The organism is Streptococcus sp. SS-4456, from assembly GCF_036680365.1.
GTDB lineage: Bacteria > Bacillota > Bacilli > Lactobacillales > Streptococcaceae > Streptococcus.
Genome location: NZ_JAVIHI010000013.1, coordinates 22,187 through 45,876 on the forward strand (window position 1 = coordinate 22,187; position 23,690 = coordinate 45,876).

Annotated in this window: 28 protein-coding genes and 1 other annotated feature; of the genes, 27 read left to right on the top strand and 1 reads right to left on the bottom strand. The window is 42.0% G+C overall.

The annotated features are described in order from the left end of the window. Window positions 1-82: 82 nt before the first annotated feature. The 27 genes from RFK25_RS05390 (at window position 83) to trmFO (ending at window position 23,573) form a co-directional block, all read left to right on the top strand. Window positions 83-1,225, top strand: coding sequence for a cysteine desulfurase family protein (locus RFK25_RS05390; RefSeq protein ID WP_332412075.1), 1,143 nt, complete (start codon window positions 83-85; stop codon window positions 1,223-1,225). 1 nt (window position 1,226) lies between these two features. Next, window positions 1,227-2,444, top strand: a complete 1,218-nt coding sequence (thiI, locus tag RFK25_RS05395) for a tRNA uracil 4-sulfurtransferase ThiI (RefSeq protein ID WP_332412076.1) — start codon at window positions 1,227-1,229, stop codon at window positions 2,442-2,444. 118 nt (window positions 2,445-2,562) lie between these two features. After that, window positions 2,563-3,891, top strand: a complete 1,329-nt coding sequence (gene brnQ, locus RFK25_RS05400) for a branched-chain amino acid transport system II carrier protein (protein WP_443035554.1) — start codon at window positions 2,563-2,565, stop codon at window positions 3,889-3,891. 64 nt (window positions 3,892-3,955) lie between these two features. Then, window positions 3,956-4,026: a sequence feature (ribosomal protein L21 leader region), on the top strand. Between the two features lie 35 nt (window positions 4,027-4,061). Then, on the top strand, window positions 4,062-4,376 hold the full coding sequence (gene rplU / locus RFK25_RS05405) for a 50S ribosomal protein L21 (protein WP_002941330.1): 315 nt from the start codon (window positions 4,062-4,064) through the stop codon (window positions 4,374-4,376). Window positions 4,377-4,421: 45 nt separating this feature from the next. Continuing rightward, window positions 4,422-4,715: a 50S ribosomal protein L27 gene (rpmA, locus tag RFK25_RS05410; protein ID WP_009909754.1), complete on the top strand. Its 294-nt coding sequence runs from the start codon at window positions 4,422-4,424 to the stop codon at window positions 4,713-4,715. Window positions 4,716-4,783: 68 nt separating this feature from the next. Then, window positions 4,784-5,659, top strand: a complete 876-nt coding sequence (locus RFK25_RS05415; protein ID WP_332412078.1) for a GNAT family N-acetyltransferase — start codon at window positions 4,784-4,786, stop codon at window positions 5,657-5,659. 110 nt (window positions 5,660-5,769) lie between these two features. Next, window positions 5,770-6,675: a LysR family transcriptional regulator gene (locus RFK25_RS05420; RefSeq protein ID WP_332412080.1), complete on the top strand. Its 906-nt coding sequence runs from the start codon at window positions 5,770-5,772 to the stop codon at window positions 6,673-6,675. Window position 6,676: 1 nt separating this feature from the next. Further along, window positions 6,677-7,141 carry a signal peptidase II gene (lspA, locus tag RFK25_RS05425; RefSeq protein WP_172024853.1) on the top strand — a complete coding sequence of 155 codons (465 nt, stop codon included), beginning with the start codon at window positions 6,677-6,679 and terminating at the stop codon, window positions 7,139-7,141. Continuing rightward, complete coding sequence (locus RFK25_RS05430) at window positions 7,125-8,021, top strand: RluA family pseudouridine synthase (protein ID WP_172024852.1); 897 nt, start codon at window positions 7,125-7,127, stop codon at window positions 8,019-8,021. The genes lspA and RFK25_RS05430 overlap by 17 nt, the downstream gene beginning before the upstream one ends. Before the next feature lie 80 nt (window positions 8,022-8,101). Beyond that, a complete protein-coding gene (locus tag RFK25_RS05435; RefSeq protein ID WP_277941246.1) occupies window positions 8,102-8,440 on the top strand; it encodes a zinc ribbon domain-containing protein YjdM in 339 nt (112 codons plus the stop codon). Window positions 8,441-8,488: 48 nt separating this feature from the next. After that, window positions 8,489-9,124 carry a Pr6Pr family membrane protein gene (locus RFK25_RS05440; RefSeq protein WP_332412089.1) on the top strand — a complete coding sequence of 212 codons (636 nt, stop codon included), beginning with the start codon at window positions 8,489-8,491 and terminating at the stop codon, window positions 9,122-9,124. Between the two features lie 321 nt (window positions 9,125-9,445). Further along, window positions 9,446-9,967, top strand: coding sequence for a bifunctional pyr operon transcriptional regulator/uracil phosphoribosyltransferase PyrR (gene pyrR / locus RFK25_RS05445; protein WP_332412091.1), 522 nt, complete (start codon window positions 9,446-9,448; stop codon window positions 9,965-9,967). Window positions 9,968-10,023: 56 nt separating this feature from the next. Then, the gene (locus RFK25_RS05450; RefSeq protein ID WP_332412094.1) at window positions 10,024-10,947 is read left to right on the top strand and encodes an aspartate carbamoyltransferase catalytic subunit; all 924 of its coding nucleotides are present in this window, start codon (window positions 10,024-10,026) and stop codon (window positions 10,945-10,947) included. A gap of 639 nt (window positions 10,948-11,586) precedes the next feature. Beyond that, window positions 11,587-12,663, top strand: coding sequence for a carbamoyl phosphate synthase small subunit (locus RFK25_RS05455; RefSeq protein ID WP_332412096.1), 1,077 nt, complete (start codon window positions 11,587-11,589; stop codon window positions 12,661-12,663). A 399-nt stretch (window positions 12,664-13,062) separates the two neighbouring features. Beyond that, the gene (gene carB, locus RFK25_RS05460; RefSeq protein WP_332412097.1) at window positions 13,063-16,242 is read left to right on the top strand and encodes a carbamoyl-phosphate synthase large subunit; all 3,180 of its coding nucleotides are present in this window, start codon (window positions 13,063-13,065) and stop codon (window positions 16,240-16,242) included. Window positions 16,243-16,351: 109 nt separating this feature from the next. Continuing rightward, the gene (locus RFK25_RS05465; RefSeq protein ID WP_332412098.1) at window positions 16,352-16,801 is read left to right on the top strand and encodes a hypothetical protein; all 450 of its coding nucleotides are present in this window, start codon (window positions 16,352-16,354) and stop codon (window positions 16,799-16,801) included. Continuing rightward, complete coding sequence (locus RFK25_RS05470) at window positions 16,798-17,112, top strand: hypothetical protein (RefSeq protein WP_332412100.1); 315 nt, start codon at window positions 16,798-16,800, stop codon at window positions 17,110-17,112. Before RFK25_RS05465 ends, RFK25_RS05470 begins: the two co-directional genes overlap by 4 nt. Window positions 17,113-17,258: 146 nt before the next feature. After that, a complete protein-coding gene (locus tag RFK25_RS05475) occupies window positions 17,259-17,543 on the top strand; it encodes a hypothetical protein (RefSeq protein WP_332412103.1) in 285 nt (94 codons plus the stop codon). Window positions 17,544-17,571: 28 nt separating this feature from the next. Next, window positions 17,572-18,297, top strand: a complete 726-nt coding sequence (locus RFK25_RS05480; RefSeq protein WP_332412104.1) for a hypothetical protein — start codon at window positions 17,572-17,574, stop codon at window positions 18,295-18,297. A 353-nt stretch (window positions 18,298-18,650) separates the two neighbouring features. Further along, on the top strand, window positions 18,651-18,881 hold the full coding sequence (locus RFK25_RS05485; RefSeq protein ID WP_332412105.1) for a hypothetical protein: 231 nt from the start codon (window positions 18,651-18,653) through the stop codon (window positions 18,879-18,881). 141 nt (window positions 18,882-19,022) lie between these two features. Next, the gene (gene ifs / locus RFK25_RS05490) at window positions 19,023-19,295 is read left to right on the top strand and encodes an NAD glycohydrolase toxin immunity factor (RefSeq protein ID WP_332412107.1); all 273 of its coding nucleotides are present in this window, start codon (window positions 19,023-19,025) and stop codon (window positions 19,293-19,295) included. A 117-nt stretch (window positions 19,296-19,412) separates the two neighbouring features. Then, complete coding sequence (locus RFK25_RS05495; protein WP_332412109.1) at window positions 19,413-19,892, top strand: DUF6572 domain-containing protein; 480 nt, start codon at window positions 19,413-19,415, stop codon at window positions 19,890-19,892. A gap of 55 nt (window positions 19,893-19,947) precedes the next feature. Further along, window positions 19,948-20,736, top strand: coding sequence for a class I SAM-dependent methyltransferase (locus RFK25_RS05500; protein WP_332412110.1), 789 nt, complete (start codon window positions 19,948-19,950; stop codon window positions 20,734-20,736). Further along, the gene (gene pcp / locus RFK25_RS05505) at window positions 20,711-21,358 is read left to right on the top strand and encodes a pyroglutamyl-peptidase I (protein WP_332412112.1); all 648 of its coding nucleotides are present in this window, start codon (window positions 20,711-20,713) and stop codon (window positions 21,356-21,358) included. Before RFK25_RS05500 ends, pcp begins: the two co-directional genes overlap by 26 nt. Further along, window positions 21,358-21,666, top strand: coding sequence for a DUF4298 domain-containing protein (locus RFK25_RS05510; protein ID WP_332412113.1), 309 nt, complete (start codon window positions 21,358-21,360; stop codon window positions 21,664-21,666). The genes pcp and RFK25_RS05510 overlap by 1 nt, the downstream gene beginning before the upstream one ends. Window positions 21,667-21,678: 12 nt before the next feature. Then, window positions 21,679-22,062, top strand: coding sequence for a YybH family protein (locus tag RFK25_RS05515; RefSeq protein ID WP_332412114.1), 384 nt, complete (start codon window positions 21,679-21,681; stop codon window positions 22,060-22,062). 176 nt (window positions 22,063-22,238) lie between these two features. Beyond that, window positions 22,239-23,573: a methylenetetrahydrofolate--tRNA-(uracil(54)-C(5))-methyltransferase (FADH(2)-oxidizing) TrmFO gene (gene trmFO / locus RFK25_RS05520; protein ID WP_029173094.1), complete on the top strand. Its 1,335-nt coding sequence runs from the start codon at window positions 22,239-22,241 to the stop codon at window positions 23,571-23,573. A gap of 58 nt (window positions 23,574-23,631) precedes the next feature. Here trmFO and RFK25_RS11750 read toward each other — a convergent pair. Then, the coding region (locus tag RFK25_RS11750; RefSeq protein ID WP_443035555.1) for an IS3 family transposase at window positions 23,632-23,690 on the bottom strand (59 nt) is incomplete at its 5' end.

Consider the following 23,690-nt stretch of genomic DNA (forward strand, 5'->3'; position numbering starts at 1 on the left):
AAGTTTAAAACTATCTTAAAGATTGGCGAAAGGCATAAAAACGTGATAAAATAGGACTATTGCAAACAAAGGAATATATAAAATGATCTATTTTGATAATGCGGCAACGACACAGGTCTATCCAGAAGTGTTGAAGACCTATACGGAAGTGGCGACAAAAATCTGGGGCAACCCCTCCAGCCTCCACAACCTGGGTAGTCAGGCAACCCGTATTTTGGAAGCATCTCGCAAGCAAATCGCAGAATTGCTTGGCCAGAATAGCAAAGAAATCTTTTTCACCTCAGGTGGTACGGAAGGTGACAACTGGGTCATCAAGGGAGTGGCATTTGAAAAGGCACATCTGGGCAAGCACATCATCGTGTCAGCTATTGAGCATCCAGCGGTAAAAGAATCAGCACTTTGGCTCAAAACACAAGGTTTTGAGGTGGATTTGGCTCCGGTCAATGCCCAAGGTTTTGTTGATGTTTCAGCCTTAGAAAGCTTGATTCGTCCAGATACCACACTGGTTTCTATCATGGTTGTCAACAATGAAATTGGTGCTATTCAGCCTATTCAGGAAATCTCCCAGCTCTTAGCTGATAAACCGACTATCTCCTTCCATGTGGATGCGGTGCAGGCAATCGGCAAGGTGCCAACGGAAGGGTATCTAACAGACCGAGTTGATTTTGCTAGTTTTTCAGGTCACAAATTCCACTCTGTCAGAGGAGTAGGCTTCGTCTATGTAAAAGCAGGCAAGAAAATCGCTCCGCTATTGACAGGAGGAGGACAGGAAAGCGACAAACGCTCAACAACGGAAAATGTGGCTGGTATCGCTGCAACGGCTAAGGCGCTCCGCTTGACATTAGACAAGGCGACAGACAGCCAGAAACGCCTTGTAGCCATGAAGCAGATTCTGGTAGATGAATTGGGTAAATACGATGATGTGGCAGTCTTTTCCGGGGTGAATGATTTTGTGCCCAACATTGTGACTTTCGGAATAAAGAACATCCGTGGCGAGGTAATTGTCCATGCCTTTGAAGACCACCAGATTTATATTTCGACCACCTCAGCCTGCTCGTCCAAGGCTGGAAAACCGGCTGGAACCCTGATTGCCATGGGAGTACCGCAGAAGCTGGCTCAAACTGCCGTCCGTATCAGTTTAGACGATGATAACGACATGGGGCAAATCGAACAATTCCTCACCATTTTCAAACAAATTTATCACAATACACAGAAAGTTAGGTAGTATGAACTATTCAGAAATTATGATTCGCTATGGCGAATTGTCAACTAAAGGAAAAAACAAGATGCGGTTTGTCAACAAACTCCGCAATAATATCAAGCATGTCCTTTCTGTTTACCCAGAAGTGACCGTTTATTTTGACCGTGACCGTGGTCATGTCTATTTGAATGGGGCGGATTATCAGGAAGTTTCAGCTTCTTTAAAGAAGATTTTTGGGATCCAAAATTTTGCACCGTCATATAAGGTTGAGAAGTCTGTTCCAGCCTTGAAAGAAGCGGTTGTTGAAATAATGCAGTCCATATACAAGGAAGGGATGACCTTCAAGATTGCTGCGCGTCGTAGCGACCACAGTTTTGAATTGGATAGCCGTGACCTCAACCAAGTTCTTGGGGATGCGGTTTTCACAGCTATTCCAAATGTACAGGTCCAGATGAAGTCGCCAGACATTACATTGCGAGTGGAAATTCGTCCTGACGCTGCTTATATTTCCCATGAAGATATCAAGGGTGCAGGTGGACTGCCAGTTGGTACATCTGGCAAGGGTACACTGATGTTATCAGGTGGTATTGATTCGCCAGTTGCGGGTTATTTGGCGCTCAAACGTGGGGTTGAAATCGAAGCCCTGCACTTTGCTAGCCCTCCATATACTAGCCCAGGTGCACTTAAAAAGGCCCATGATTTGACTCGTAAATTGACTGCCTTTGGTGGTAATATCACCTTCATCGAAGTGCCGTTTACAGAAATTCAGGAAGAAATCAAGGAAAAGGCACCTGAAGCTTATTTGATGACCTTGACCCGACGTTTCATGATGCGGATTACAGACCGAGTACGGGAAGAGCGTGGTGCCATGGTTATTATCAATGGTGAAAGTCTAGGACAAGTGGCCAGTCAAACCTTGGAATCCATGCAGGCTATCAATGCGGTGACAAATACACCTGTTATCCGTCCAGTCGTTACCATGGACAAGTTGGAAATCATTGATATTGCACAAGAAATTGATACCTTTGATATTTCCATCCAGCCATTTGAGGATTGCTGTACCATCTTTGCCCCTGACCGTCCAAAGACTAATCCTAAGATTAAAAATGTGGAGCAGTACGAAGCCCGCATGGATGTGGAAGGCTTGGTGGAACGAGCTGTAGCAGGGATTATCCTAACTGAAATCACTCCGAAAGAGGAAGTGAGAGACGAAGTGGATAGTTTGATTGAAGACTTACTGTAGTATACAATTATTTTGGTATACATTTAAATCCAGCTATTGCTGGATTTTTTAGTTCGAATCGTTCGGAAAAAATGAATTTGTATGATATAATAAGACTTCAGAAAAATACAAAGGAGTTATTATGAAAAAAGGAGCACTAACAGGATTACTCCTGTTTGGTATGTTTTTTGGTGCAGGAAACTTGATTTTCCCACCTGCACTTGGTGTCTTATCTGGTGAGAATTTCTGGCCAGCAATTTTAGGATTTGTCGTATCGGGTGTCGGAATTGCAGTCATTGCCTTGATTGTCGGTACATTAAACCCAAAAGGCTATGTACATGAAATTTCTCGCAAGATTTCACCGGCCTTTGCAACGGTTTATCTTGTTGCCTTATATTTGTCCATTGGTCCTTTCTTTGCCATTCCGCGTACGGCTACAACGTCCTTTGAAATTGGTATTGCGCCATTGTTGGGTGAAGCAAACCTTGGAATTTGGTTGTTCGGTTTTACAGCTCTCTACTTTGTGGCAGCCTACCTGATTGCCCTCAATCCATCTCAGATTTTGAATAGTATTGGACGAATTTTAACTCCAGTATTCGCTATTTTGATTGTTATTTTGGTTGTTCTAGGAGCTATCAAGGATGGTTCGACCAGTCCTCTGCCGGCAGCAGAAGCTTACTCAGCTGGACAGGCTTTTGGTACAGGATTTATTGAAGGATATAACACTTTGGATGCTCTTGCGGCGGTTGCTTTTAGTGTGGTAGCTGTCAATACCTTGAAACAACTTGGTTTCTCCAGCAAGAAGGAATATGTATCTACCATTTGGTCAGTAGGCCTTATTGTAGCCTTGGCTTTCTCAGCGCTTTATGTTGGTTTGGCTTTCCTTGGAAATCATTTCCCAGTGCCAGCAGATGTTTTGGCGTCCGATACGAACAAGGGTGTCTATGTTTTATCTCAAGCAACCCAAGCCATCTTTGGACCAAGTGCACAGATTTTCTTGGCAGCGATGGTTATCGTAACCTGCTTCACTACAACAGCTGGTTTGATTGTGTCTTCTGGTGAATTTTTCGCTGAGCGTTTTCCACGTTTTAGCTACAAAGTATATGCGACTGTCTTTACCTTGATTGGTTTTGGGATTGCCAATCTTGGTTTGAGTAAGATTATTGCCTTCTCTATTCCAGTTCTTTTGATTCTTTATCCAATTACGATCTGTATTGTTTTAATTACCATTGTCAATAAATTTGTACCACTTTCTACTTACGGTATGCAGTTGACAGTTGGCTTAGTAACAGCTTTGTCATTGGTAGAAGTTTTGGCAGGCCAATTTGGTTGGACAGCTATTTCAACAATCATTTCAGCTCTGCCATTGGCCGGACAATCATTAGCATGGTTATTGCCTGCTCTTGTCGGAATCGTTCTTTCACTTTTCTTGCCAAACAAGCAGGAGAGCGAAGTTTTTGAAATGTAAAAAAATGATACAAAACACTTGCATTTGCAGGTGTTTTTGTTATAATAGGAGTGTTGACTATGCACACCCTGTGCAACCGCACGACTACCGTTTAAGTGGTTCGTCCCACGGTACTAGGCGAGTCTTCACATTAAATTCGGGCAAGGCCCAAAATTCATAGGAGGTGCATAATGAGCACATACGCAATCATTAAAACTGGCGGCAAACAAGTTAAAGTTGAAGTCGGTCAAGCTATCTACGTTGAAAAATTGAACGTTGAAGCAGGTCAAGAAGTTACTTTCGAAGAAGTAGTTCTTGTTGGTGGTGAGAAAACTGTTGTGGGTACTCCACTTGTAGCAGGCGCTACTGTTGTTGGTACTGTTGAAAAACAAGGTAAACAGAAAAAAGTTGTTACCTTCAAGTACAAACCTAAAAAAGGTAGCCACCGCAAACAAGGTCACCGTCAACCTTACACAAAAGTTGTTATCAACGCTATCAACGCTTAAGGCGTAGCTTGAAGCAATCATTACAGAAATTCGGAGGAATAACATATGTTAAACTTGAATCTTGCTAACTTGCAATTTATGGCCCACAAAAAAGGTGGAGGTTCAACGTCAAACGGTCGTGATTCACAAGCGAAACGCCTTGGTGCGAAAGCTGCTGACGGCCAAACTGTATCAGGTGGTTCAATCCTTTACCGCCAACGTGGTACAAAAATCTACCCAGGAGCTAACGTAGGTCGTGGTGGAGATGACACTCTTTACGCTAAAGTAGAAGGCGTTGTACGCTTCGAACGTAAAGGTCGCGATAAGAAACAAGTATCTGTTTACCCAATCGCAAAATAATCATATAAAAAGGTCCATCGGGCCTTTTTATTTTTTGAATAATATAAAAACAAGGGAGTTTTTTGAAAATGAAAAATCTTAAAATTGTTAGTAGAAAGCTATTGTCTGAAAGTGAGTTGGTAGCTTGTCAACAGTTAAATAGAGAATGTCAAATTGCAGATGGTAGTCATCGGCAGCCTTACTTATCAAATATGCTTAATTTCGATAAAAGTATGCCAGCTTTTTTGCTTGCCTTTCAGGAAGATACCTTACTTGGTTTGTTAGCGATTTATGCAGATGATAAGGAAGATTTTGCTGAGGTGAGCCTCCTTGTCAGACCAGATGTCCGAAGAAGAGGAATTAGTAGCCAACTGTTAGCACGCTTTGAAAGGATTCAGAAAGAGCATCAACTTCTTGGTCCGCTTTTTGTGACAGAGCAAGTTTTCTTAGAGCATCATCCTAATTTACTAGAAAATATGAATCTAGTAGCAGAAGAAGAGAGGGAAACCTGGTTATGCAGAAATCGTCATCCATTCGAAGATGTAAACCTGAGTGACTTAACCTTTGCATTGGCTGTAGAAAGTGATATCCCTGCTATTGCTAACTTTCAGTCTAAGGCTTTTGACACCTCTTTGGAAGTTAGTGAGCAGTATGCCAAAGAAGCGATTCAAGATGAGAATAGTAACTTATATATTATCAAAAATAATGAGAAGATCCTTGGCTCCTGCACTGTAGACCTTTCTACAAGCTACAACTACCTCTATGGTTTAGCAGTGGACGAAGATGCCAGAGGAAGAGGTATTGGTACGAACTTGGTCAAATTGGTCATCAATGATCTGATTGAAAGAAATTCTAAAGATTTTCAAATTGCCGTTGAAGAGGAAAACGAGGGTGCTTGGAAGTTATATAGGAAATTAGGATTTGAGGAACAGACTCAAATTGTCTATTTAAAGAGTAAAAATTAGTCCATAAGTTTAAATCGAGAATTCAAAAATACTGTGATGGGACTGACTTTTTCAGCAATTTCCTCCTTTTTTTGATATAATGGAAAAAGCAGTTTTAAGAGGTTTCAAGTATGAACATTCAACAATTACGCTATGTTGTTGCCATTGCCAACAGTGGTACCTTTCGTGAGGCAGCGGAAAAAATGTACGTTTCACAGCCAAGTTTGTCCATTTCTATTCGAGATTTGGAAAAAGAGGTTGGTTTTCAGATTTTTAATCGGACCAGTTCAGGAACGGTTCTAACCAAGGAAGGCATGGAGTTTTATGAGAAGGCGCAAGCCTTGGTAAAGGGCTTTGATCAGTTTGAAAATCGTTATTTACAAGCTGAAGAGAGCGAAAAAATCTTTTCCATTTCCAGCCAGCATTACGATTTCTTACCACCTTTAATAACGGAGTTTTCTACTGCCCATCCTCAGTACCAAAATCTTCGTATTTTTGAATCCACTACCGTACAGATTTTAGATGAAGTGGCCCAGGGGTATAGTGAGCTTGGGATTATTTATTTAAACAGCCGCAATACCAAGGGGATTATGCAAAAACTGGAAAAGCTCAAGCTGGAAGTAGAAGATTTAATTGATTTTCAAACCCACATCTATCTTCGCAAAGATCATCCTTTGACCAGTAAGGATGAGGTTGACTTAAGTGATTTAGTTGGTCTGCCGACTGTTCGATTTACTCAGGAAAAAGAAGCCTATCTGTACTATTCTGAAAATTTGGTTGATACGTCAGATTCTTCCGTTACCTTTGATGTGACGGACCGTGCAACCTTGAATGGAATTTTGGAAAGAACGGATGCCTACGCGACTGGTTCTGGATTTTTGGATAGCGAGAGTGTCAATGGGATTACGGTCATTCCAATTAAAGATCAAATTGATAATCGCATGGTCTACGTCAAACGAGCTGATGGAGAATTAAGCCAGTGTGCTTTAGATTTTATTGAAATGATGCATCGATATTTTGATGCGAAGAAAGGTTAGTATGAGAAAGTTTGGATTTCCAATTCTGGCAGTTGTTTTGATAGGTCTTGATCAGATTGTCAAGGCTTGGACAGTTGCCAATATTGAATTAGATACGGTTGAGCCGTTTCTTCCAGGATTTATGAGTCTGGCTTATTTGCGAAATTATGGTGCAGCCTGGTCTATTTTACAAAATCAACAATGGTTTTTCATGATTGTTACTCTTGTTGTTGTAACAACTTTGATTTGGTATTATGTGAAGCAAATCAAGGGTAACCTGTGGACCTTGTTTAGCCTGGCTTTGATGATTGCTGGAGCTCTGGGGAATTTTATTGATCGAATTCGACTAGGTTATGTAGTGGATATGTTCCACTTGGATTTTATCAGTTTCCCAGTATTTAATGTGGCGGATATGTGTTTGTCTGTTGGTGTAGGAATTTTGTTTATTAGTATTATGAAAGAAGATAGTAATGGAAGTAAGAGTTGAGATTGGTGGCGTTCGGTTGGACAAGGCCTTGGCGGATTTGACAGACTTGTCCCGTTCAGTTGCCAATGAACAGATTAAAAATGGTCAGGTTTTGGTTAATGGGCAGCCTAAAAAAGCCAAATACAGTGTGCAAGTTGGTGACATTCTAACCTATCAGGTGCCAGAAATAGAAGAGATCGACTATGTAGCTGAGGACATTCCTTTAGAAATTGTCTATCAGGATGAGGATGTTGCAGTAGTGAATAAACCTCAAGGTATGGTGGTTCATCCTTCAGCTGGTCACACATCTGGAACGCTGGTCAATGCGCTTTTGTATCATGTCAAGGATTTGTCAGGTATCAATGGTGTTCTGCGACCAGGTATTGTCCATCGGATTGACAAGGACACATCTGGTTTGCTCATGATTGCTAAAAATGATGAAGCACATACAAAGTTGGCTGCTGAATTAAAAGACAAAAAGTCGCTTCGTAAATATTGGGCGATTGTTCATGGCAATCTGCCAAATGACCGTGGGATGATTGAAGCGCCGATTGGCCGTTCTGAGAAAGACCGCAAGAAACAGGCTGTGACAGCCAAAGGGAAAGAAGCTGTGACACGTTTTCAGGTTTTGGAACGTTTCGGAGATTATACCTTGCTAGAATTGACCTTGGAAACCGGACGAACTCATCAAATTCGTGTTCACATGGCTTATATCGGTCATCCTGTGGCTGGTGATGAGGCCTACGGTCCTAAAAAGACACTCAAGGGACATGGCCAATTTCTTCATGCCAGAACGCTTGGATTTACCCATCCAAGAACTGGGGAAGTGGTGGAGTTTACGGCAGAAGCGCCAGCTATTTTCCAAGAAACACTTGAAAAACTTCGTCAGTTAAATGGCTGATGAAAACCTGTTCATCTTGCCCATTTTCCCAACAAATGCTATACTAGAAGACGATGAAAATGTAAGGAGTGTGAAAAAATATGGAAAATTTACCAAATTGTCCAAAATGTAATTCTGAATATGTTTATGAAGACGGCGCCCTCTTGGTCTGTCCTGAGTGTGCTTATGAGTGGAACCCAGCGGATGTAGCTGAGGAGGAGAGTGGTCCAGTTGCTATCGACGCAAACGGTAATCGTTTGGCGGACGGCGATACTGTGACGCTTATCAAAGATTTGAAAGTGAAAGGTGCGCCTAAGGACCTTAAACAAGGTACACGTGTTAAAGGCATCCGTATCGTTGAGGGTGACCACAATATCGACTGTAAGATCGATGGTTTTGGTGCCATGAAGTTGAAATCAGAATTTGTTAAAAAAATCTAAGAGAGAAGGCTGGTCCATCCAGTCTTTTGTCGTTTTTGAAAGGATAGTATGAAGAATCAAAGTTTATTATTTTATAGCAGGTGTTTGTTGGCGGCTTTAGCGATTACGGGAACTGCTCTAGAAATCATCAAGTATGGTATTGGCATGCTCATGTATTACACGGTTCAGTCCAACTTGTTGGTATCTGTTTTTGCGGTCTATATGGTCTATGCTATGCACAAAGGGCATGACTTGCAATCATCAAAATTCTTGCGAATCAAGGCAGCGGTAACCATGTCTATCATGATTACCTGTGTGGTCTATCATTTTATGTTGGCGCCTCTTGTAGATGATTTTTGGCGAGTGGAAAATTTGCTTTGTCACTATATAGTTCCACTTTATTTCTTATCAGATACCTTGTTGGTGGATCGTCAGCAACAGTACAAGTGGTTTGACCCGATTTGGTGGACGCTTTTACCAATTCTTTACATGATTTTTGGGCTTGTTAATGGTCTTTTTATCAAAATTCCAATTCCTGATGCCAAGGATAGCCCCTTTGCTTATTTCTTCCTCAATGTTCCCAAATATGGTTGGAACTTTGTCTTGACCTATGCAGGTACAATATTTGTAGCTTATCTGTTTAGTGGGTTTATTTTGGCAGGTGTAAAATCCCTCAATGTTGGTCGTGGTCTGCTAAACAGGTAAGATTCTCAGCAAAATCCGAAGATTTTCAAATTTTTTACAGTAAGAATTTGTCTAGGTAGAAAAATTGTGCTATACTTTGCTTAATCAATCCTTTAAATCCTGTCCAGAGAGGCAGACAAGGAGCAACGTGTTAATCAGGTTAGTAGATAATATAGTCGAATGAATTAGCTTTCAGACAAGGAACTGAGGTGCAGGCAATACTGGAGTATGGCAAGCCGAAAGTGACGATGTATCAAAGCTAATTCAAATGACTATACTAGCCTATATTTTCATAGTCTCCTTGTAAAAGGGGACTTTTTTCTATATTTTTTGGAGGTCTTTATGAAGACAAAAGAAATCGTTGACGATATGACCATGAAACGGGCCATCACCCGTATCACCTATGAAATTATCGAGGGGAACAAAAATTTGGATAATATTGTTCTGGCAGGTATAAAAACCCGCGGGGTGTTCATTGCTAAACGTATTCAGGAAAGGCTGAAACAGTTAGAGGGGATTGATGTTCCACTGGGGGAACTGGATACCAAGCCTTTCCGTGATGATGTAAAAGTCGAAGAAGATACGACAAGCATGACTGCTGATGTGAATGAGCGTGATGTTATTTTAGTGGACGATGTGCTCTATACGGGTCGGACCATTCGTGCGGCTATTGACAATGTGGTTTCCTTGGGGCGACCAGCTCGCGTAAGTCTGGCTGTTCTAGTTGACCGTGGTCACAGAGAACTACCTATTCGAGCGGACTATGTTGGGAAGAACATTCCGACTAGTCGTTCGGAAGAAATCATCGTTCACATGGCTGAAATCGATGGTCAGGATTCTGTCCTCCTAGTCGAGGGAGCTTAGTCGTTTATTTTTCAACTCAATATTCTACATCTTATATCCTAAAGGCAGGTATCGTCATGACAATTACAAATGGTAAAGTTTCACTCAAACACTTGGTTACTATGGAAACTCTTTCAAACGAGGAAGTGCTCGGGCTTATTCAGAGAGGAATTGCTTTCAAAGGTGGGGAGCGGGTAGAGTTGGATAGGAAGTATTATGCTTCCAACCTATTCTTTGAGGATTCGACTAGGACCCACAAGTCTTTTGAAATGGCAGAGCTTCGTTTGGATATGGGGATGATTGACTTTGATGCGCGTACCAGTTCGGTCAATAAGGGTGAAACCTTGTATGATACGATTTTGACTATGTCAGCCTTGGGGGTCGACATCTGTGTCATTCGTCATTCTGAAGTAGATTACTACAAGCAGTTGATTGATAGCCCGACCATTCAGACATCAATTGTCAATGGCGGTGATGGTTCTGGGCAACACCCAAGCCAGTCCTTGCTAGATTTGATGACCATATATGAAGAATTTGGAACTTTTGAAGGCTTGAAGATTGCCATTGCAGGTGATATTACACACTCACGGGTTGCCAAGTCAAATATGCAAATTTTGAAGCGTTTGGGTGCGGAAATTTACTTTGCTGGACCAGAAGAGTGGTATGCAGAGGAATTTGATGTTTATGGTCAACATGTGAATATTGATGATATTGTTGAGAAAGTAGATGTCTTGATGTTGCTTCGTGTGCAACACGAGCGCCATGATGGTGATGGAGGCTTTTCGAAAGAAACCTACAATCGCTTGCATGGCTTGACTGAAGAACGCTACAAGCGCTTGAAAGACAGAGCTATTGTCATGCATCCTGCCCCTGTCAATCGTGATGTAGAAATTGATGACCATTTAGTAGAGGCATCAAAATCACGCATCGTCAGACAAATGCAGAATGGAGTATTTGTCCGGATGGCGATTTTGGAAGCTATTGTTAATGGTAAGGCTTAAGAATTTATTAGACTTATCTTACTTAATGTCACTCAGGTAGGTGACGAATAGAAAGGCAAGGGACAGGTCAATGGTTACGAGCAACTCATTTCCCTAGGCCTGGGAGTGGGAAAGAACTCGAAAAGTAAAAAAGAGCTCGTCTTCCCACCCCCCGCACAGTTGATTAGGTTAAATTTGGAGTATAGAATACGAACAAATTTACCAATCAACCACTGCGCTGAGATGTTGACACCTGCTCTTGGAAATGGTGATATACTTTAAGGCTATCCCTTGCACTAGTTTGTACAGTCAATTATTATCGAATTGACTGTACAAATGTCGGTCAGAGCAAGTCGGACTACATGCAAGGCATGTTTCCTTCTACGCAAAGTCCTATCGGACCTTTGCTAGCTCTGACACTAGCCGTAAGGTTTACCTAATATCGAGCTAAACCTTACGGCGTCGGACTATTATTTAATTCTATCCGGAGAGATAGAAAATAGAAAGGAGAAGATACAGGTTCGAGTATGATCTAGTTTTCTATTCGAACACGCCCTAAGGACTGTGTGAAAAAGATAAATATCGTCTTGACGCTCATAGCGTCGGCGTCGAATTTCCTATTTTCACTTTGTCCTTTTAACGGGCTTTGTATCATAGTTTATGTCAAAAAGACGTTTAATTTTGGAAGATGGTACTATTTTTGAAGGTGAGGCCTTTGGTGCTGATATTGATGTGACTGGTGAGTTAGTTTTCTCAACGGGGATGACGGGTTACCAGGAATCAATCACAGACCAGTCCTATAATGGTCAGATTTTAACCTTTACCTATCCTTTAGTTGGAAATTACGGGATCAATCGAGATGATTATGAATCCATCAATCCGACCTGTAAGGGGGTTGTGGTTAGTGAATGGGCTCGTAGGGTAAGTAACTGGCGTAACCAGATGACTTTGGATGAATTTTTAAAGGCTAAGAAAATTCCAGCTATTTCTGGAATTGACACACGCGCCTTGACAAAAATTATTCGTCAGCACGGGACCATGAAGGCGACTCTTGCAAATGTTGGTGATTCCGTTGAGCATTTGACGGATCAGCTGAGGGCGACCGTTTTGCCAACCAACAACATCCAGCAAGTATCTACCAAAACAGCCTATCCTGCGCCTGGAATTGGCCGTAGTGTTGTGCTGGTTGATTTTGGCTTGAAGCATTCTATTCTTCGTGAATTAGCAAAACGCGACTGCAATGTGACGGTTGTTCCTTACGATACGACAGCAGAAGAAATATTGGCTCTTAATCCAGACGGTGTCATGCTGTCAAACGGTCCTGGTAACCCAGATGATGTTCTAGAAGCCTTGGACATGATTCGGGGCATTCTTGGCAAAATTCCAATTTTTGGTATCTGTATGGGGCACCAACTCTTCGCCAAGGCCAATGGTGCTACAACTTACAAGATGAAGTTCGGACATCGAGGATTTAACCATGCGGTTCGTGAAATTGCGACTGGTCGAGTAGATTTTACCAGTCAGAACCACGGTTATGCTGTTGCTCGTGAAGATTTGCCAGAGTGTTTGATGATTACACATGAGGAAATCAACGACAAATCAGTTGAAGGGGTACGCCATAAGTACCATCCAGGTTTCTCTGTTCAATTCCATCCGGATGCAGCACCTGGTCCACACGATGCTAGCTATCTCTTTGATGAATTTATGGATTTGATGGATGGTTTCCAGGCAAGATAATAAATCTATTGTTTACAATTTCGAAAACACTTTATTGCCGAATGTCAGTTATTTAATGTTAACCTGTGAGTTGACGAATAGAAAGGCAAGGGACAGATCAATGGTTGCGAGCAACTCATTTCCCTACGCCTACCTCTATGGAGGTCAGGCAATTCCTTGCACTAGCCGTAAGGTTTAACTAATATCGAGCTAAACCTTACGGCGTCGGACTTATCTTATTTAATGTCAACCTGAGAGTTGACGAATAGAAAGGAGAAGGGGTGTTCTGTTGCTCGGATTTTCTAATTGAATTCGGGCTACGGACTGGGTCAAAAAGATAGTTTTTCCTCGAACGCAAGCGTTCTTGGTCAAACTCCTATTTTGACTGTGTCCGCTTAACGCCCTTAATATCTTAAAATTATGCCAAAACGTACGGATATTAAGAAAATTATGGTGATCGGGTCTGGTCCGATTATTATTGGTCAGGCTGCGGAGTTTGATTATGCTGGGACTCAGGCTTGTTTGGCTTTGAAGGAAGAAGGCTATAGTGTTGTCTTAGTCAATTCAAACCCTGCGACCATTATGACAGACAAGGAAATAGCAGACAAGGTTTATATTGAGCCGATCACGCTTGAATTTGTCACACGGATTTTACGGAAGGAGCGTCCAGATGCTCTCTTGCCAACCCTGGGTGGTCAGACTGGTCTCAACATGGCCATGGAATTGTCTAAGGCTGGTATTTTAGATGAGCTTGGAGTTGAGTTGTTAGGGACAAAATTGTCTGCAATCGATCAGGCAGAGGACCGCGACCTCTTCAAACAACTCATGGAAGACCTCAATCAGCCTATTCCTGAGTCAACGATTGTGACAACAGTTGATGAGGCTTTGGAATTTGCTGCTGAAATTGGCTATCCTGTCATTGTTCGCCCAGCCTTCACGCTGGGTGGAACTGGCGGTGGTATGTGTGCCAATGAAGAAGAACTGTGTGAAATTGCAGAAAATGGTCTGAAACTGTCGCCAGTAACCCAGTGTTTGATTGAACGTTCCATTGCTGGTTTCAAAGAAATTGAATACGAAGTGATGCGCGATGCGGCTGACAATGCCTTGGTCGTATGTAACATGGAAAACTTTGACCCTGTGGGAATTCATACAGGGGATTCTATCGTATTTGCCCCAACGCAGACGCTTTCGGATATTGAAAACCAGATGTTGCGTGATGCCAGTCTGAGTATTATTCGTGCCCTCAAAATCGAAGGTGGCTGTAATGTGCAGTTGGCACTAGATCCACATAGTTTCAAATATTATGTCATTGAAGTAAACCCACGTGTGTCCCGTTCGTCTGCCTTGGCATCAAAAGCAACGGGCTATCCTATCGCCAAATTGGCCGCAAAAATTGCGGTTGGTTTGACCTTGGATGAAATGGTCAACCCTGTTACGGGAACAACCTATGCCATGTTCGAGCCTGCTCTTGACTACGTTGTGGCTAAGATTCCACGTTTCCCATTTGATAAGTTTGAGAAAGGGGAACGTCGCCTTGGAACGCAGATGAAGGCAACTGGTGAGGTCATGGCTATTGGTCGTAACATCGAAGAAAGCCTACTCAAGGCCTGTCGTTCTTTGGAAATCGGAGTCTATCACAATGAAATGCCTGAACTCAGCCAAGTGACAGATGACCAATTGGTTGAAAAGATTGTCAAGGCACAGGATGATCGTTTATTCTATCTTTCAGAAGCCCTTCGACGTGGCTATACAGTAGAAGAATTGGCTCAGTTGACCAAGATTGATGTCTTCTTCCTTGACAAGCTATTGCATATCTTGGAAATCGAACAGGAATTGGCAACGAATTTTGATAACATTGACCTATTGAAAAAAGCCAAGAAATACGGTTTTGCAGACCGCAAGATTGCGGAACTCTGGGGACGGACAGAATCCTACATCCATCAACTGAGAACAGAACACAAGATTATCCCAGTCTACAAGATGGTGGATACTTGTGCGGCTGAATTCGAAAGTTCAACGCCGTATTTCTATTCAACTTATGAGTGGGAAAATGAGTCCATCCGTTCGGAAAAAGAATCCGTTTTGGTGCTGGGGTCTGGACCAATTCGTATCGGTCAGGGTGTGGAGTTTGACTATGCGACAGTGCATTCTGTCAAGGCCATTCAGGCAGCGGGCTACGAAGCCATCATTATGAATTCAAACCCTGAAACTGTGTCAACTGACTTTTCGGTTTCGGACAAGCTTTATTTTGAGCCATTGACCTTGGAAGATGTCTTGAATGTCATTGATTTGGAACAGCCAAAAGGGGTTATCGTTCAGTTCGGTGGCCAGACGGCTATCAATTTGGCAGAGCCATTGGCCAAAGCAGGTATTCCAATCTTGGGTACGCAAGTAGCGGATTTGGATAGAGCTGAAGACAGGGATTTATTTGAAAAAGCCCTGAAAGACCTTGGGATTCCACAGCCACCAGGCCAAACCGCAACCAATGAAGAGGAAGCCCTAGAAACGGCCCGCAAAATTGGTTTCCCGGTACTTGTTCGTCCCTCTTATGTCTTGGGCGGTCGTGCTATGGAGATTGTCGAAAATGAAGCGGATTTGCGTTCTTATATGAGAACGGCGGTCAAGGCTTCGCCAGAACATCCTATTTTGGTGGATTCTTACATCGTCGGTCGTGAGTGCGAAGTCGATGCGATTTCAGATGGTAAGGATGTCTTGATTCCAGGGATTATGGAGCATATCGAACGTGCAGGGGTTCACTCAGGGGACTCAATGGCCGTTTATCCGCCACAAACCTTGTCTAAAGAAGTGCAGGCGACCATTTCAGATTACACCAAACGCTTGGCAATCGGTCTCAACTGTATCGGTATGATGAATATCCAGTTTGTCATCAAGGATGAAACGGTCTATGTCATTGAGGTCAATCCTCGTGCCAGTCGTACGGTGCCATTCTTGTCCAAAGTCACAGACATTCCAATGGCTCAGGTTGCAACCAAATTGATTTTGGGACAAAGCCTTGCGGAACTGGGGTACCAAGACGGTCTTTATCCTGAGAGCAACCAAGTGCACGTCAAGGCACCTGTATTCTCCTTTACAAAACTCGCCAAAGTAGATAGTTTGCTGGGACCTGAGATGAAATCTACTGGTGAAATTATGGGCTCAGACTTGACACTTGAAAAAGCACTGTATAAGGCTTTTGAAGCAAGCTATCAACACCTGTCTGAATTTGGTAATGTAGTCTTTACCATTGCGGATGAAGACAAGGAGGAAGCACTAGGTCTTGCTCAACGCTTCCATGAACTAGGTTATGGCCTACTGGCTACGGCAGGAACAGCCGCCTTTCTAACAGAAAATGGACTTGCTGTAACAACTGTTGGCAAATTGGGCGATGCAGCTTATCAAGATATTCCAAGTCTTGTTCGAGCAGGTAAGGTCCAGGCTATTATCAATACGGTTGGTAAAAAACGTGTAGCCGATGACGACGGTCAGGTCATTCGAAGCTCTGCTATTGAAGGAGGAATTCCACTCTTTACAGCCCTTGATACAGCAGAAGCTATGATTAAGGTGTTGGAAAGCCGTAGCTTTATGACACAGGCTATATAGAAGATAATGCAAATTTGCAGCATAGACGACTTCGCAAGAGGTCGTCTTTTTGATATAATAGAGTTGTAATTATAACTAGTAGGATCGGCAAGGTAAATAAGGGAATAAAATGAAAATAGAAAAAATGACAGTAGAAGAGTTTGTACAATTGAAGAAGGATGCTCAGGTTTCCTTGATTTTACTGATTATTTTTGGACTTGTCTTGTTTTCCAGCATGTTTTATATCACAGTGATTGGTGCGAGAACACAAATGTACAATTCACTTGTGACGATGGTGTTTCTATCTGTATTGATGAGTGCAGTCAGACCCTATGTTTTTTCCAAAAATATCTTAGAGAAAAAACAACCTGAGCTGAAACAGTATTCGACAGAGGGCTACTCAGTTTCTAGTGCCTTTCTAAAAAGGGTTTTTCTAGTTTATTCGGTTGCGATTATTGTGGTTGTATTCGGTTTTGCTTCTGCCTACGCAACTCGGGTTGAGACCATCCTTCCCGATGATACCTTACCAAGTCTGGAACAGAAATCTATTATTGAATTAGAGCTTGAGGAAGATCAATGACAAAGCAAGAATTACTGAATTTTGTGGAAGCTCACCAATCTGAAATAGGGGCATTTACTATTATGCCAGGAAGAAAATTTGGTGGGCAATTTACTCTCGGCTACTATTTTGATGAGGAGTCACAAAAGTATAAATTTTATGAAGTAAGTGAGCGTCAAGATTTTAAAATAAGGGCTGAATTTAATACGGAATCTGAAGCAATAGATAGACTATATCAAAAAATAGTTTTTCGTTTTAATTTAACTGCTCCATCTATTTATACTAATACGGAATCTATCGACTCTATCGAAATTATAGGGGCCTCTGTTTAGGGACTTCAAAGCCAACTTTCTCACATTGAAGTCTCAAGCCCAAGCCAAATTCAGCTCAACGCTCGTTAGGATCAGGACTTTGTGGACTTGCAAACGGTCGAGTTTGGTAAAATCGCCAGAAGGTCGAGAATAACATCACGATCAAGATGACGGTTGATGGCGTGGAGCAGAAAATCCGAGTGGATGCGATTGGTTTTGACGAGGCAGGCAAGGGCGACTTTTTCGGCGGTGTTGAGATACCTAAGGGCACACGGATTGATGTCGTGTCGCAGAAGACTGGGAATGTGATGATTGGGGGAGATAGTTTCTCACCAGAGTGGGAAAAGCTACGTCAGAGTTTTCCGGATCCTAATTTAGAGCAGTCAATAATAGACGACATCGTCACCATTAAAGTAGATTCTGAGAACGGTGAATTTAGGCCAAATCCCTGAATTATCTTGGTTTGGTTAAGGAGAAAACATGAAAAAAACAATATGGAATGCCTCTGTAGAAGAGAGTATGAATCTTGTAACAGATAAATACATCAAAACTTCTATGGATGATGTTAATCAACATGGATATAAGAAGAAAATTTTAGGTTTTTTTACGATGGTTCTTTTCATCGGGCTACTCAGTTTAATTGGAAGCTATATTGATAAGGAATCTGGAGTATTGTTATTTTTAAAAGCTGAACTATTATTTCGAATCCCATTAGTACTAAGTTTGCTGTTTTTATTCTGTTATCTGATGGAATTGAGAAAAGTCAAGGAGTATAGAGTTCTATTCTACTATATTTTTAATAGGTATATGTTTTTGGTGATGAGTTGTTTTATTTTACAATTTTGGCTGATATGTGCTGTAGGATTTGCGATTCTATGGGGTTCAGTTCTGTCAATTATCGTCAATGTCGGTATTTTTAGTATAGTGGTATCAGAACGTCTTATTTCGTTTGTAAAGAAAACAGAAGGAGTATTGTATCAAGGACAACCATCAAATAACATCTTGTACAAATTCCTGGAAAAATTTGTTGCTTTTTCAAAAAGATATGGTGGTGGTTTAGTTGTTCTTCTCATTGTTAGTCGTTTTGTATTTAAAAATAGCTTTCAAAGTGCAAGTGGAGAAGACATTTACCATAATGATTTTTTACGCTCCCTGGCGATGACATTTAGTGTTTTTTTTCTATCCTCCCGTTTTATTTCTCTGTAGCTATTGCTACTAGTTGTATAGAGGGATATTACTTGGAGAAATATTCCGAAGATTACCGTCAACTATCTGGTTATTCCGTAGAAGACTGGTATGGTAAAAAGTCCAAGCGATATAAGGAAAGTTTGGGAAAGTAGGTTTTGTTTAGATCGTCTTAATTTACTTTTGGTTTATGGCTAAGCAATGGATTCCCAAATTCCAAGTTACATTTTTTTGAGGTTCTAAGTTATTAACTTGTAAATCCAGACAGGGTCAACTTGTCTGGATTTTTTGGTATAATGGGAGGGTAGAAATATTCTTCATTGTGCATAAACGGTTTGGCTAGACTTGGTCTAAAGCGGAGCCTAGGAGTGGGAATGAGGTTGGAGTTGTTATCTCTCGCATCCATTTTGAAACAAGTTGAGTATACACACGAATGGGTTCAAAATGTTATAGATAATGACTCGGTATCATTTGTCAATGGTGATACGCCAGGTTCGAATCCACTTAATATTCCAGGGGCTAAAACTTGGTCAGGGGCTGATATGACAAATTCTGAGAGTGAGCTACTTATGCCTACTATTGATATGCGAGGGCATTCAGTATGAAGACTTCCAAGCTTCAATTGCAGAAAAGGGATATTATGAAATAAAAAATCCTAATGTTTTTATTCCTAATGTTACAACGAATCAGACTTATCCAACAGAGGGGATTGTCAGAATAAACCAATGGGTAGGAGGAAATAACTGATGAAAGACTATCAGCCAGTTAAAACAGGTTGGGAACTTGAGAAATATAAGCAAGCCATAAAAGAAGGTAAAGAGGATGAATTGTTTCTTGGTGATGGCGAATTTATGATTCGTCATCGAGAATCTTTCTTTGAAGGTATTACAGATATGGAGGTTTTGATAAGATACTGTTTGTTTCCTTTGTATGAAGAGGGAGATAGAGATATCGTTCGTCGCACAGAAAATATTCTAAAAGATTTTGTAGCAAGTGGTGAGATAAATAAATTGTATTAGGTCTCTCAGTATTTTAAAATTCAGAAATGGTTATTAAGTAGCTACAATAACCTTCCTTTTATTATTGAACTTGAACAATTTGTTCCGATTTTTTTTGAAAAAGTTGTCAAGATACCTTTGGAAACAGAATCAGTTCGATATGGAGCGGTTTGTGCTTGGATGAGTGAAACACCAGAATTTCTTGAGTATGACAAAACAACAATTGATAGGATTATGAATAAGCTTAAGGAATTAGCCAACAGACCTCAAGAAGTTCCATCACTTGAGGAAATTTTTCCGATTGAACTTGATCCAACCAAAATTGATTCTATAGGAGTTATAGAAAATCATTTGGAAATGTTATTGCTAGATAGCAACAAATGGCGAAAACCGCTAGAAAAACAACACCTTCTCAAACTCCAAGAAAAGCTGAACAACTACATTCACTTTATCGAAAGCAAACAGTATGTGGAAGGTTACGGTGATGACTTTACAGAAAAAGTTATCAACCTGACTTTTCAGTATGCCCCATCAGACAATGGCCTTGCTTTCTTAGTGCAAGTTCAAAAAGCATTACAGTCGACAGATATTCGCTTGAAGCTTATTGTGCCAGAGTAGAGTCATTTCTACAAAATGAAGACTGCATTTTCAGTATTTCTGGTACAATAGACTTATGAAAATAATAGTCACAACAAGTCTTAGAATGAACCAAAATCTAATCTTACAGGCTAGGGAAATAGCAGTGCAGCTCAATCTAGACTATCAAGACCGTCGTAAGAGGTCAGTCCAGTCCATTCTAGCAGAAACAGAAGCTGACGCGGTGCTTGTGGTTTATCAGGGTCAGCTAGTTTTGGAAGAAAAAAATGGACAACGCTTCTTTTTCCACCCTGACACAGCTATCTTACGTATCAAATCTGGAAGAGATCCACTCTTGGAATTACTAGGACCTGATAAACAAACCGTCCTGGACTGTACCATGGGACTGGCGTCTGATAGTATTGTCTTAGCTAGTGCGGGTCATCAGGTGACTGCCTTGGAGAGTTCTCAGCTTATTCATTTTATGGTGAGCCGAGGTCTGAAAGAGTTTGATAGTGGCAATGACGCGGTTAATCAGGCCATGCGGTCTATTCAGACGATTTGGACGGACAGTTTGACTTACTTACAGTCACAAGCAGACCAGTCAGTAGATGTGATTTATGTTGATCCCATGTTTACACAGGAGATAAAGGAATCTGATAATCTTGATGGTCTGAAACCCTTTGCCAACTATACGGCCCTGTCTGAAGATTTTTTGAAAGAATGCAGGCGCGTGGCTCGGAAGAAATTGATTTTAAAGGCTCATTTTAGAGATCAGGCATTTGAAAAATTTGGTTTTAGACGCCATATCAGACCCAATCAAAAATTTCATTATGGAGAAATCATTTTGGAGGAAAACGATGAAAATTTTAGTAACAGGTTTTGATCCCTTTGGCGGTGAGGCTATCAATCCAGCTTTAGAAACCATCAAGTCCTTACCCCCTACCATAGCAGGTGCAGAGATTATGATTGTCGAAGTTCCGACTGTTTTTGACAAGGCTGCTCGTGTTTTAGAAGAAAAAATGGCAGAATTTCAACCTGATGCAGTGCTTTGCATTGGACAAGCAGGGGGACGTGTAGATTTGACACCTGAGCGCGTGGCCATCAACCAGGATGACGCTCGCATTCCAGATAATGAGGGGCAACAACCCATTGACAGAACCATCCGTCCAGATGGCCCAGCAGCATATTTTTCAACCCTACCTATCAAGGCCATGGTAGAAGCCATTCATTCTGCTGGCATTCCAGCTTCTGTTTCAAACACTGCTGGCACCTTTGTCTGCAACCATCTCATGTATCAGGCACTATACTTGGCGGAGAAACAATTTCCAAAAACCAAGGCAGGCTTCCTCCATATTCCCTATCTTCCTGAGCAGGTCTTGGACAAGCCAGGTCTTCCGTCCATGTCCCTTGAGGTGATAGTCAAAGGGATCGAAGCGGCCATTTCAGCCCTTGTAGCCTATGCGGACAAGGAAGACATCAAAACTGTTGGAGGGGCAACGCATTGATGAATGGAAAATGGCAGAGCAGACAGCGGGTTGAACAGATGGAAAAAATATTTAATTCCCAAATCCAGCTCGTTTCAGCATTGCAATCCCTTCTAGAACAGGTCGAAACAAGCCAACCAGCTTATCTGGAATTGCTGGACTATTACCAAAGTTCGACCTTCTTAGAAGATGTGGATATAGCTGATAGAGGGGAATTTAAAAATCTTCCCTGTGGTGTCTTGAGTGAAGATGGTGTCTATAATCTGCTTGTAGATAGAAAAGAATTAGCAGCTAAGCTAAGAGAATATGTAGACTTCCTGGATGTGTAAGATTGGAGAGAAATGGCAAATAGGATTGAGAAAGTATTAGAATTATATAAGCAAGCTGTCTTGGAAAAGGATTTGGATCTCATGTTGTCCCTGTATTGTGACGATGTTTTGATTTACGATGTGGCTGGGCAGTGGTCTTTGTCTGGTAAGAAGGACTTGGCAGATATGGTGACTTTTGGGTTTCAAGAAATTGCGACGGATAGGGTAGCAGTGGAGTTTTCAAACCTAGCAATCCATGAATCCCCAACCTGTGCCTTTGCCTATTTTGATGCTCGATTTTCAAAAATCGGCTTTGAGCAGTCTGTCACAGACCGTTTCACGCTGGGGCTTATTTACGACCAAGGCTGGAAAATCAAGCACCAGCATGCTAGTCATCCATTAAAAATCAGTCATTGATAATTTACGTAAATTATATTGTGTAAAATGATAGAACTACTTTCATACTATGAGAGTCGTTTTTGTCTTTTCCGGTCATTTTTTGATATACTAGATAGGTTAAAAAATTTAGAAAGGTTCTGTTTTGGGTCATTCCCAAACAGTAGTCAGATAGTCTGGCTAGAGGTATTAGTTTCATGTCTCAAACCCACATTAACGTTATCGGAGCTGGCTTGGCTGGCTCAGAAGCTGCTTATCAAATTGCCAAGCGTGGCATTCCTGTCAAACTCTACGAGATGCGTGGTGTCAAGCCGACGCCACAGCACAAGACCGACAAGTTTGCGGAGTTGGTTTGTTCCAACTCTTTCCGTGGCGATAGTTTGACCAACGCTGTCGGTCTGCTCAAGGAAGAAATGCGTCGCTTGGATTCCATTATCATGCGTGCCGGAGAGGCTCACCGGGTGCCTGCTGGCGGTGCAATGGCTATGGACCGTGAGAATTTCTCCCAAGCGGTCACAGATGAGATTCACAATCATCCACTGATTGAGGTCATTCGCGGTGAGATTACAGAAATCCCTGAAGATGCTATCACAGTTATTGCGACAGGGCCTTTGACGTCAGACGCCTTGGCGGAGAAGATTCACGCACTGAATGGTGGCGACGGTTTTTACTTCTACGATGCGGCAGCACCGATTGTCGATAGCTCGACCATTAACATGGATTTGGTCTATCTCAAGTCCCGTTATGACAAGGGAGAGGCTGCCTATCTCAATGCTCCGATGAACAAGGAACAGTTTACCGCTTTCTATGAGGCCTTGATTTCAGCCGAGGAAGCACCGCTCAACTCCTTTGAAAAAGAAAAATACTTTGAAGGCTGTATGCCGATTGAGGTCATGGCCAAACGTGGGATCAAAACCATGTTATATGGCCCGATGAAGCCAGTTGGTCTGGAATATCCAGAAGATTACAAGGGACCTCGTGACGGCGAATACAAGACACCTTACGCCGTTGTCCAACTCCGTCAGGACAACGCAGCAGGTAGCCTTTACAATATTGTTGGCTTCCAGACTCACCTTAAGTGGGGTGAGCAGAAGCGGGTTTTCCAGATGATTCCAGGGCTTGAAAATGCGGAGTTTGTCCGCTACGGCGTTATGCACCGCAATTCCTACATGGATTCGCCAAACTTATTGGAACAGACCTTTGCGACCAAGAAAAATCCAAATCTTTTCTTTGCAGGTCAAATGACAGGAGTCGAAGGCTATGTCGAGTCTGCCGCCTCTGGCTTAGTGGCCGGTATCAACGCTGTTCGCCGTTTCCGTGGCGAAGAGCCGGTCATCTTCCCACAGACCACAGCCATCGGTGCTCTGCCATTCTACATCACCCACACCGAAAGCAAGCACTTCCAGCCTATGAATGTCAACTTTGGCATCATCAAGGAGCTGGACGGACCGCGGATCCGCGATAAGAAGGAGCGTTATGAGGCAATAGCAGAGCGTTCCCTCAAAGACTTGGAAGAGTTTTTGGCTTACTAAGATAATCAGCTATCTCCAGACACCTTTGTACTGACCCCAAAAAGTTAGACAAAAAATATTATTGAAAGGATTTAGTTCTGTACTGAACAGGACTAAGTCCTTTTAGTTTTTCTTTAA

What these genes read in the sequence shown, in the direction of transcription:
- RFK25_RS05465 (WP_332412098.1), top strand. Translation starts at nt 16,352, where the DNA reads ATGAAAATAGAAAAAATGACAGTAGAAGAGTTTGTACAATTGAAGAAG.
- thiI (WP_332412076.1), top strand. Translation starts at nt 1,227, where the DNA reads ATGAACTATTCAGAAATTATGATTCGCTATGGCGAATTGTCAACTAAA.
- lspA (WP_172024853.1), top strand. Translation starts at nt 6,677, where the DNA reads ATGAGAAAGTTTGGATTTCCAATTCTGGCAGTTGTTTTGATAGGTCTT.
- trmFO (WP_029173094.1), top strand. Translation starts at nt 22,239, where the DNA reads ATGTCTCAAACCCACATTAACGTTATCGGAGCTGGCTTGGCTGGCTCA.
- ifs (WP_332412107.1), top strand. Translation starts at nt 19,023, where the DNA reads ATGAAAGACTATCAGCCAGTTAAAACAGGTTGGGAACTTGAGAAATAT.
- RFK25_RS05440 (WP_332412089.1), top strand. Translation starts at nt 8,489, where the DNA reads ATGAAGAATCAAAGTTTATTATTTTATAGCAGGTGTTTGTTGGCGGCT.
- RFK25_RS05435 (WP_277941246.1), top strand. Translation starts at nt 8,102, where the DNA reads ATGGAAAATTTACCAAATTGTCCAAAATGTAATTCTGAATATGTTTAT.
- RFK25_RS05515 (WP_332412114.1), top strand. Translation starts at nt 21,679, where the DNA reads ATGGCAAATAGGATTGAGAAAGTATTAGAATTATATAAGCAAGCTGTC.
- pyrR (WP_332412091.1), top strand. Translation starts at nt 9,446, where the DNA reads ATGAAGACAAAAGAAATCGTTGACGATATGACCATGAAACGGGCCATC.
- RFK25_RS05485 (WP_332412105.1), top strand. Translation starts at nt 18,651, where the DNA reads ATGAGGTTGGAGTTGTTATCTCTCGCATCCATTTTGAAACAAGTTGAG.
- RFK25_RS05450 (WP_332412094.1), top strand. Translation starts at nt 10,024, where the DNA reads ATGACAATTACAAATGGTAAAGTTTCACTCAAACACTTGGTTACTATG.
- pcp (WP_332412112.1), top strand. Translation starts at nt 20,711, where the DNA reads ATGAAAATTTTAGTAACAGGTTTTGATCCCTTTGGCGGTGAGGCTATC.
- RFK25_RS05510 (WP_332412113.1), top strand. Translation starts at nt 21,358, where the DNA reads ATGAATGGAAAATGGCAGAGCAGACAGCGGGTTGAACAGATGGAAAAA.
- RFK25_RS05475 (WP_332412103.1), top strand. Translation starts at nt 17,259, where the DNA reads ATGACGGTTGATGGCGTGGAGCAGAAAATCCGAGTGGATGCGATTGGT.
- RFK25_RS05415 (WP_332412078.1), top strand. Translation starts at nt 4,784, where the DNA reads ATGAAAAATCTTAAAATTGTTAGTAGAAAGCTATTGTCTGAAAGTGAG.
- RFK25_RS05455 (WP_332412096.1), top strand. Translation starts at nt 11,587, where the DNA reads ATGTCAAAAAGACGTTTAATTTTGGAAGATGGTACTATTTTTGAAGGT.
- RFK25_RS05430 (WP_172024852.1), top strand. Translation starts at nt 7,125, where the DNA reads ATGGAAGTAAGAGTTGAGATTGGTGGCGTTCGGTTGGACAAGGCCTTG.
- rplU (WP_002941330.1), top strand. Translation starts at nt 4,062, where the DNA reads ATGAGCACATACGCAATCATTAAAACTGGCGGCAAACAAGTTAAAGTT.
- RFK25_RS05390 (WP_332412075.1), top strand. Translation starts at nt 83, where the DNA reads ATGATCTATTTTGATAATGCGGCAACGACACAGGTCTATCCAGAAGTG.
- rpmA (WP_009909754.1), top strand. Translation starts at nt 4,422, where the DNA reads ATGTTAAACTTGAATCTTGCTAACTTGCAATTTATGGCCCACAAAAAA.
- RFK25_RS05470 (WP_332412100.1), top strand. Translation starts at nt 16,798, where the DNA reads ATGACAAAGCAAGAATTACTGAATTTTGTGGAAGCTCACCAATCTGAA.
- RFK25_RS05420 (WP_332412080.1), top strand. Translation starts at nt 5,770, where the DNA reads ATGAACATTCAACAATTACGCTATGTTGTTGCCATTGCCAACAGTGGT.
- RFK25_RS05500 (WP_332412110.1), top strand. Translation starts at nt 19,948, where the DNA reads ATGAAAATAATAGTCACAACAAGTCTTAGAATGAACCAAAATCTAATC.
- RFK25_RS05480 (WP_332412104.1), top strand. Translation starts at nt 17,572, where the DNA reads ATGAAAAAAACAATATGGAATGCCTCTGTAGAAGAGAGTATGAATCTT.
- carB (WP_332412097.1), top strand. Translation starts at nt 13,063, where the DNA reads ATGCCAAAACGTACGGATATTAAGAAAATTATGGTGATCGGGTCTGGT.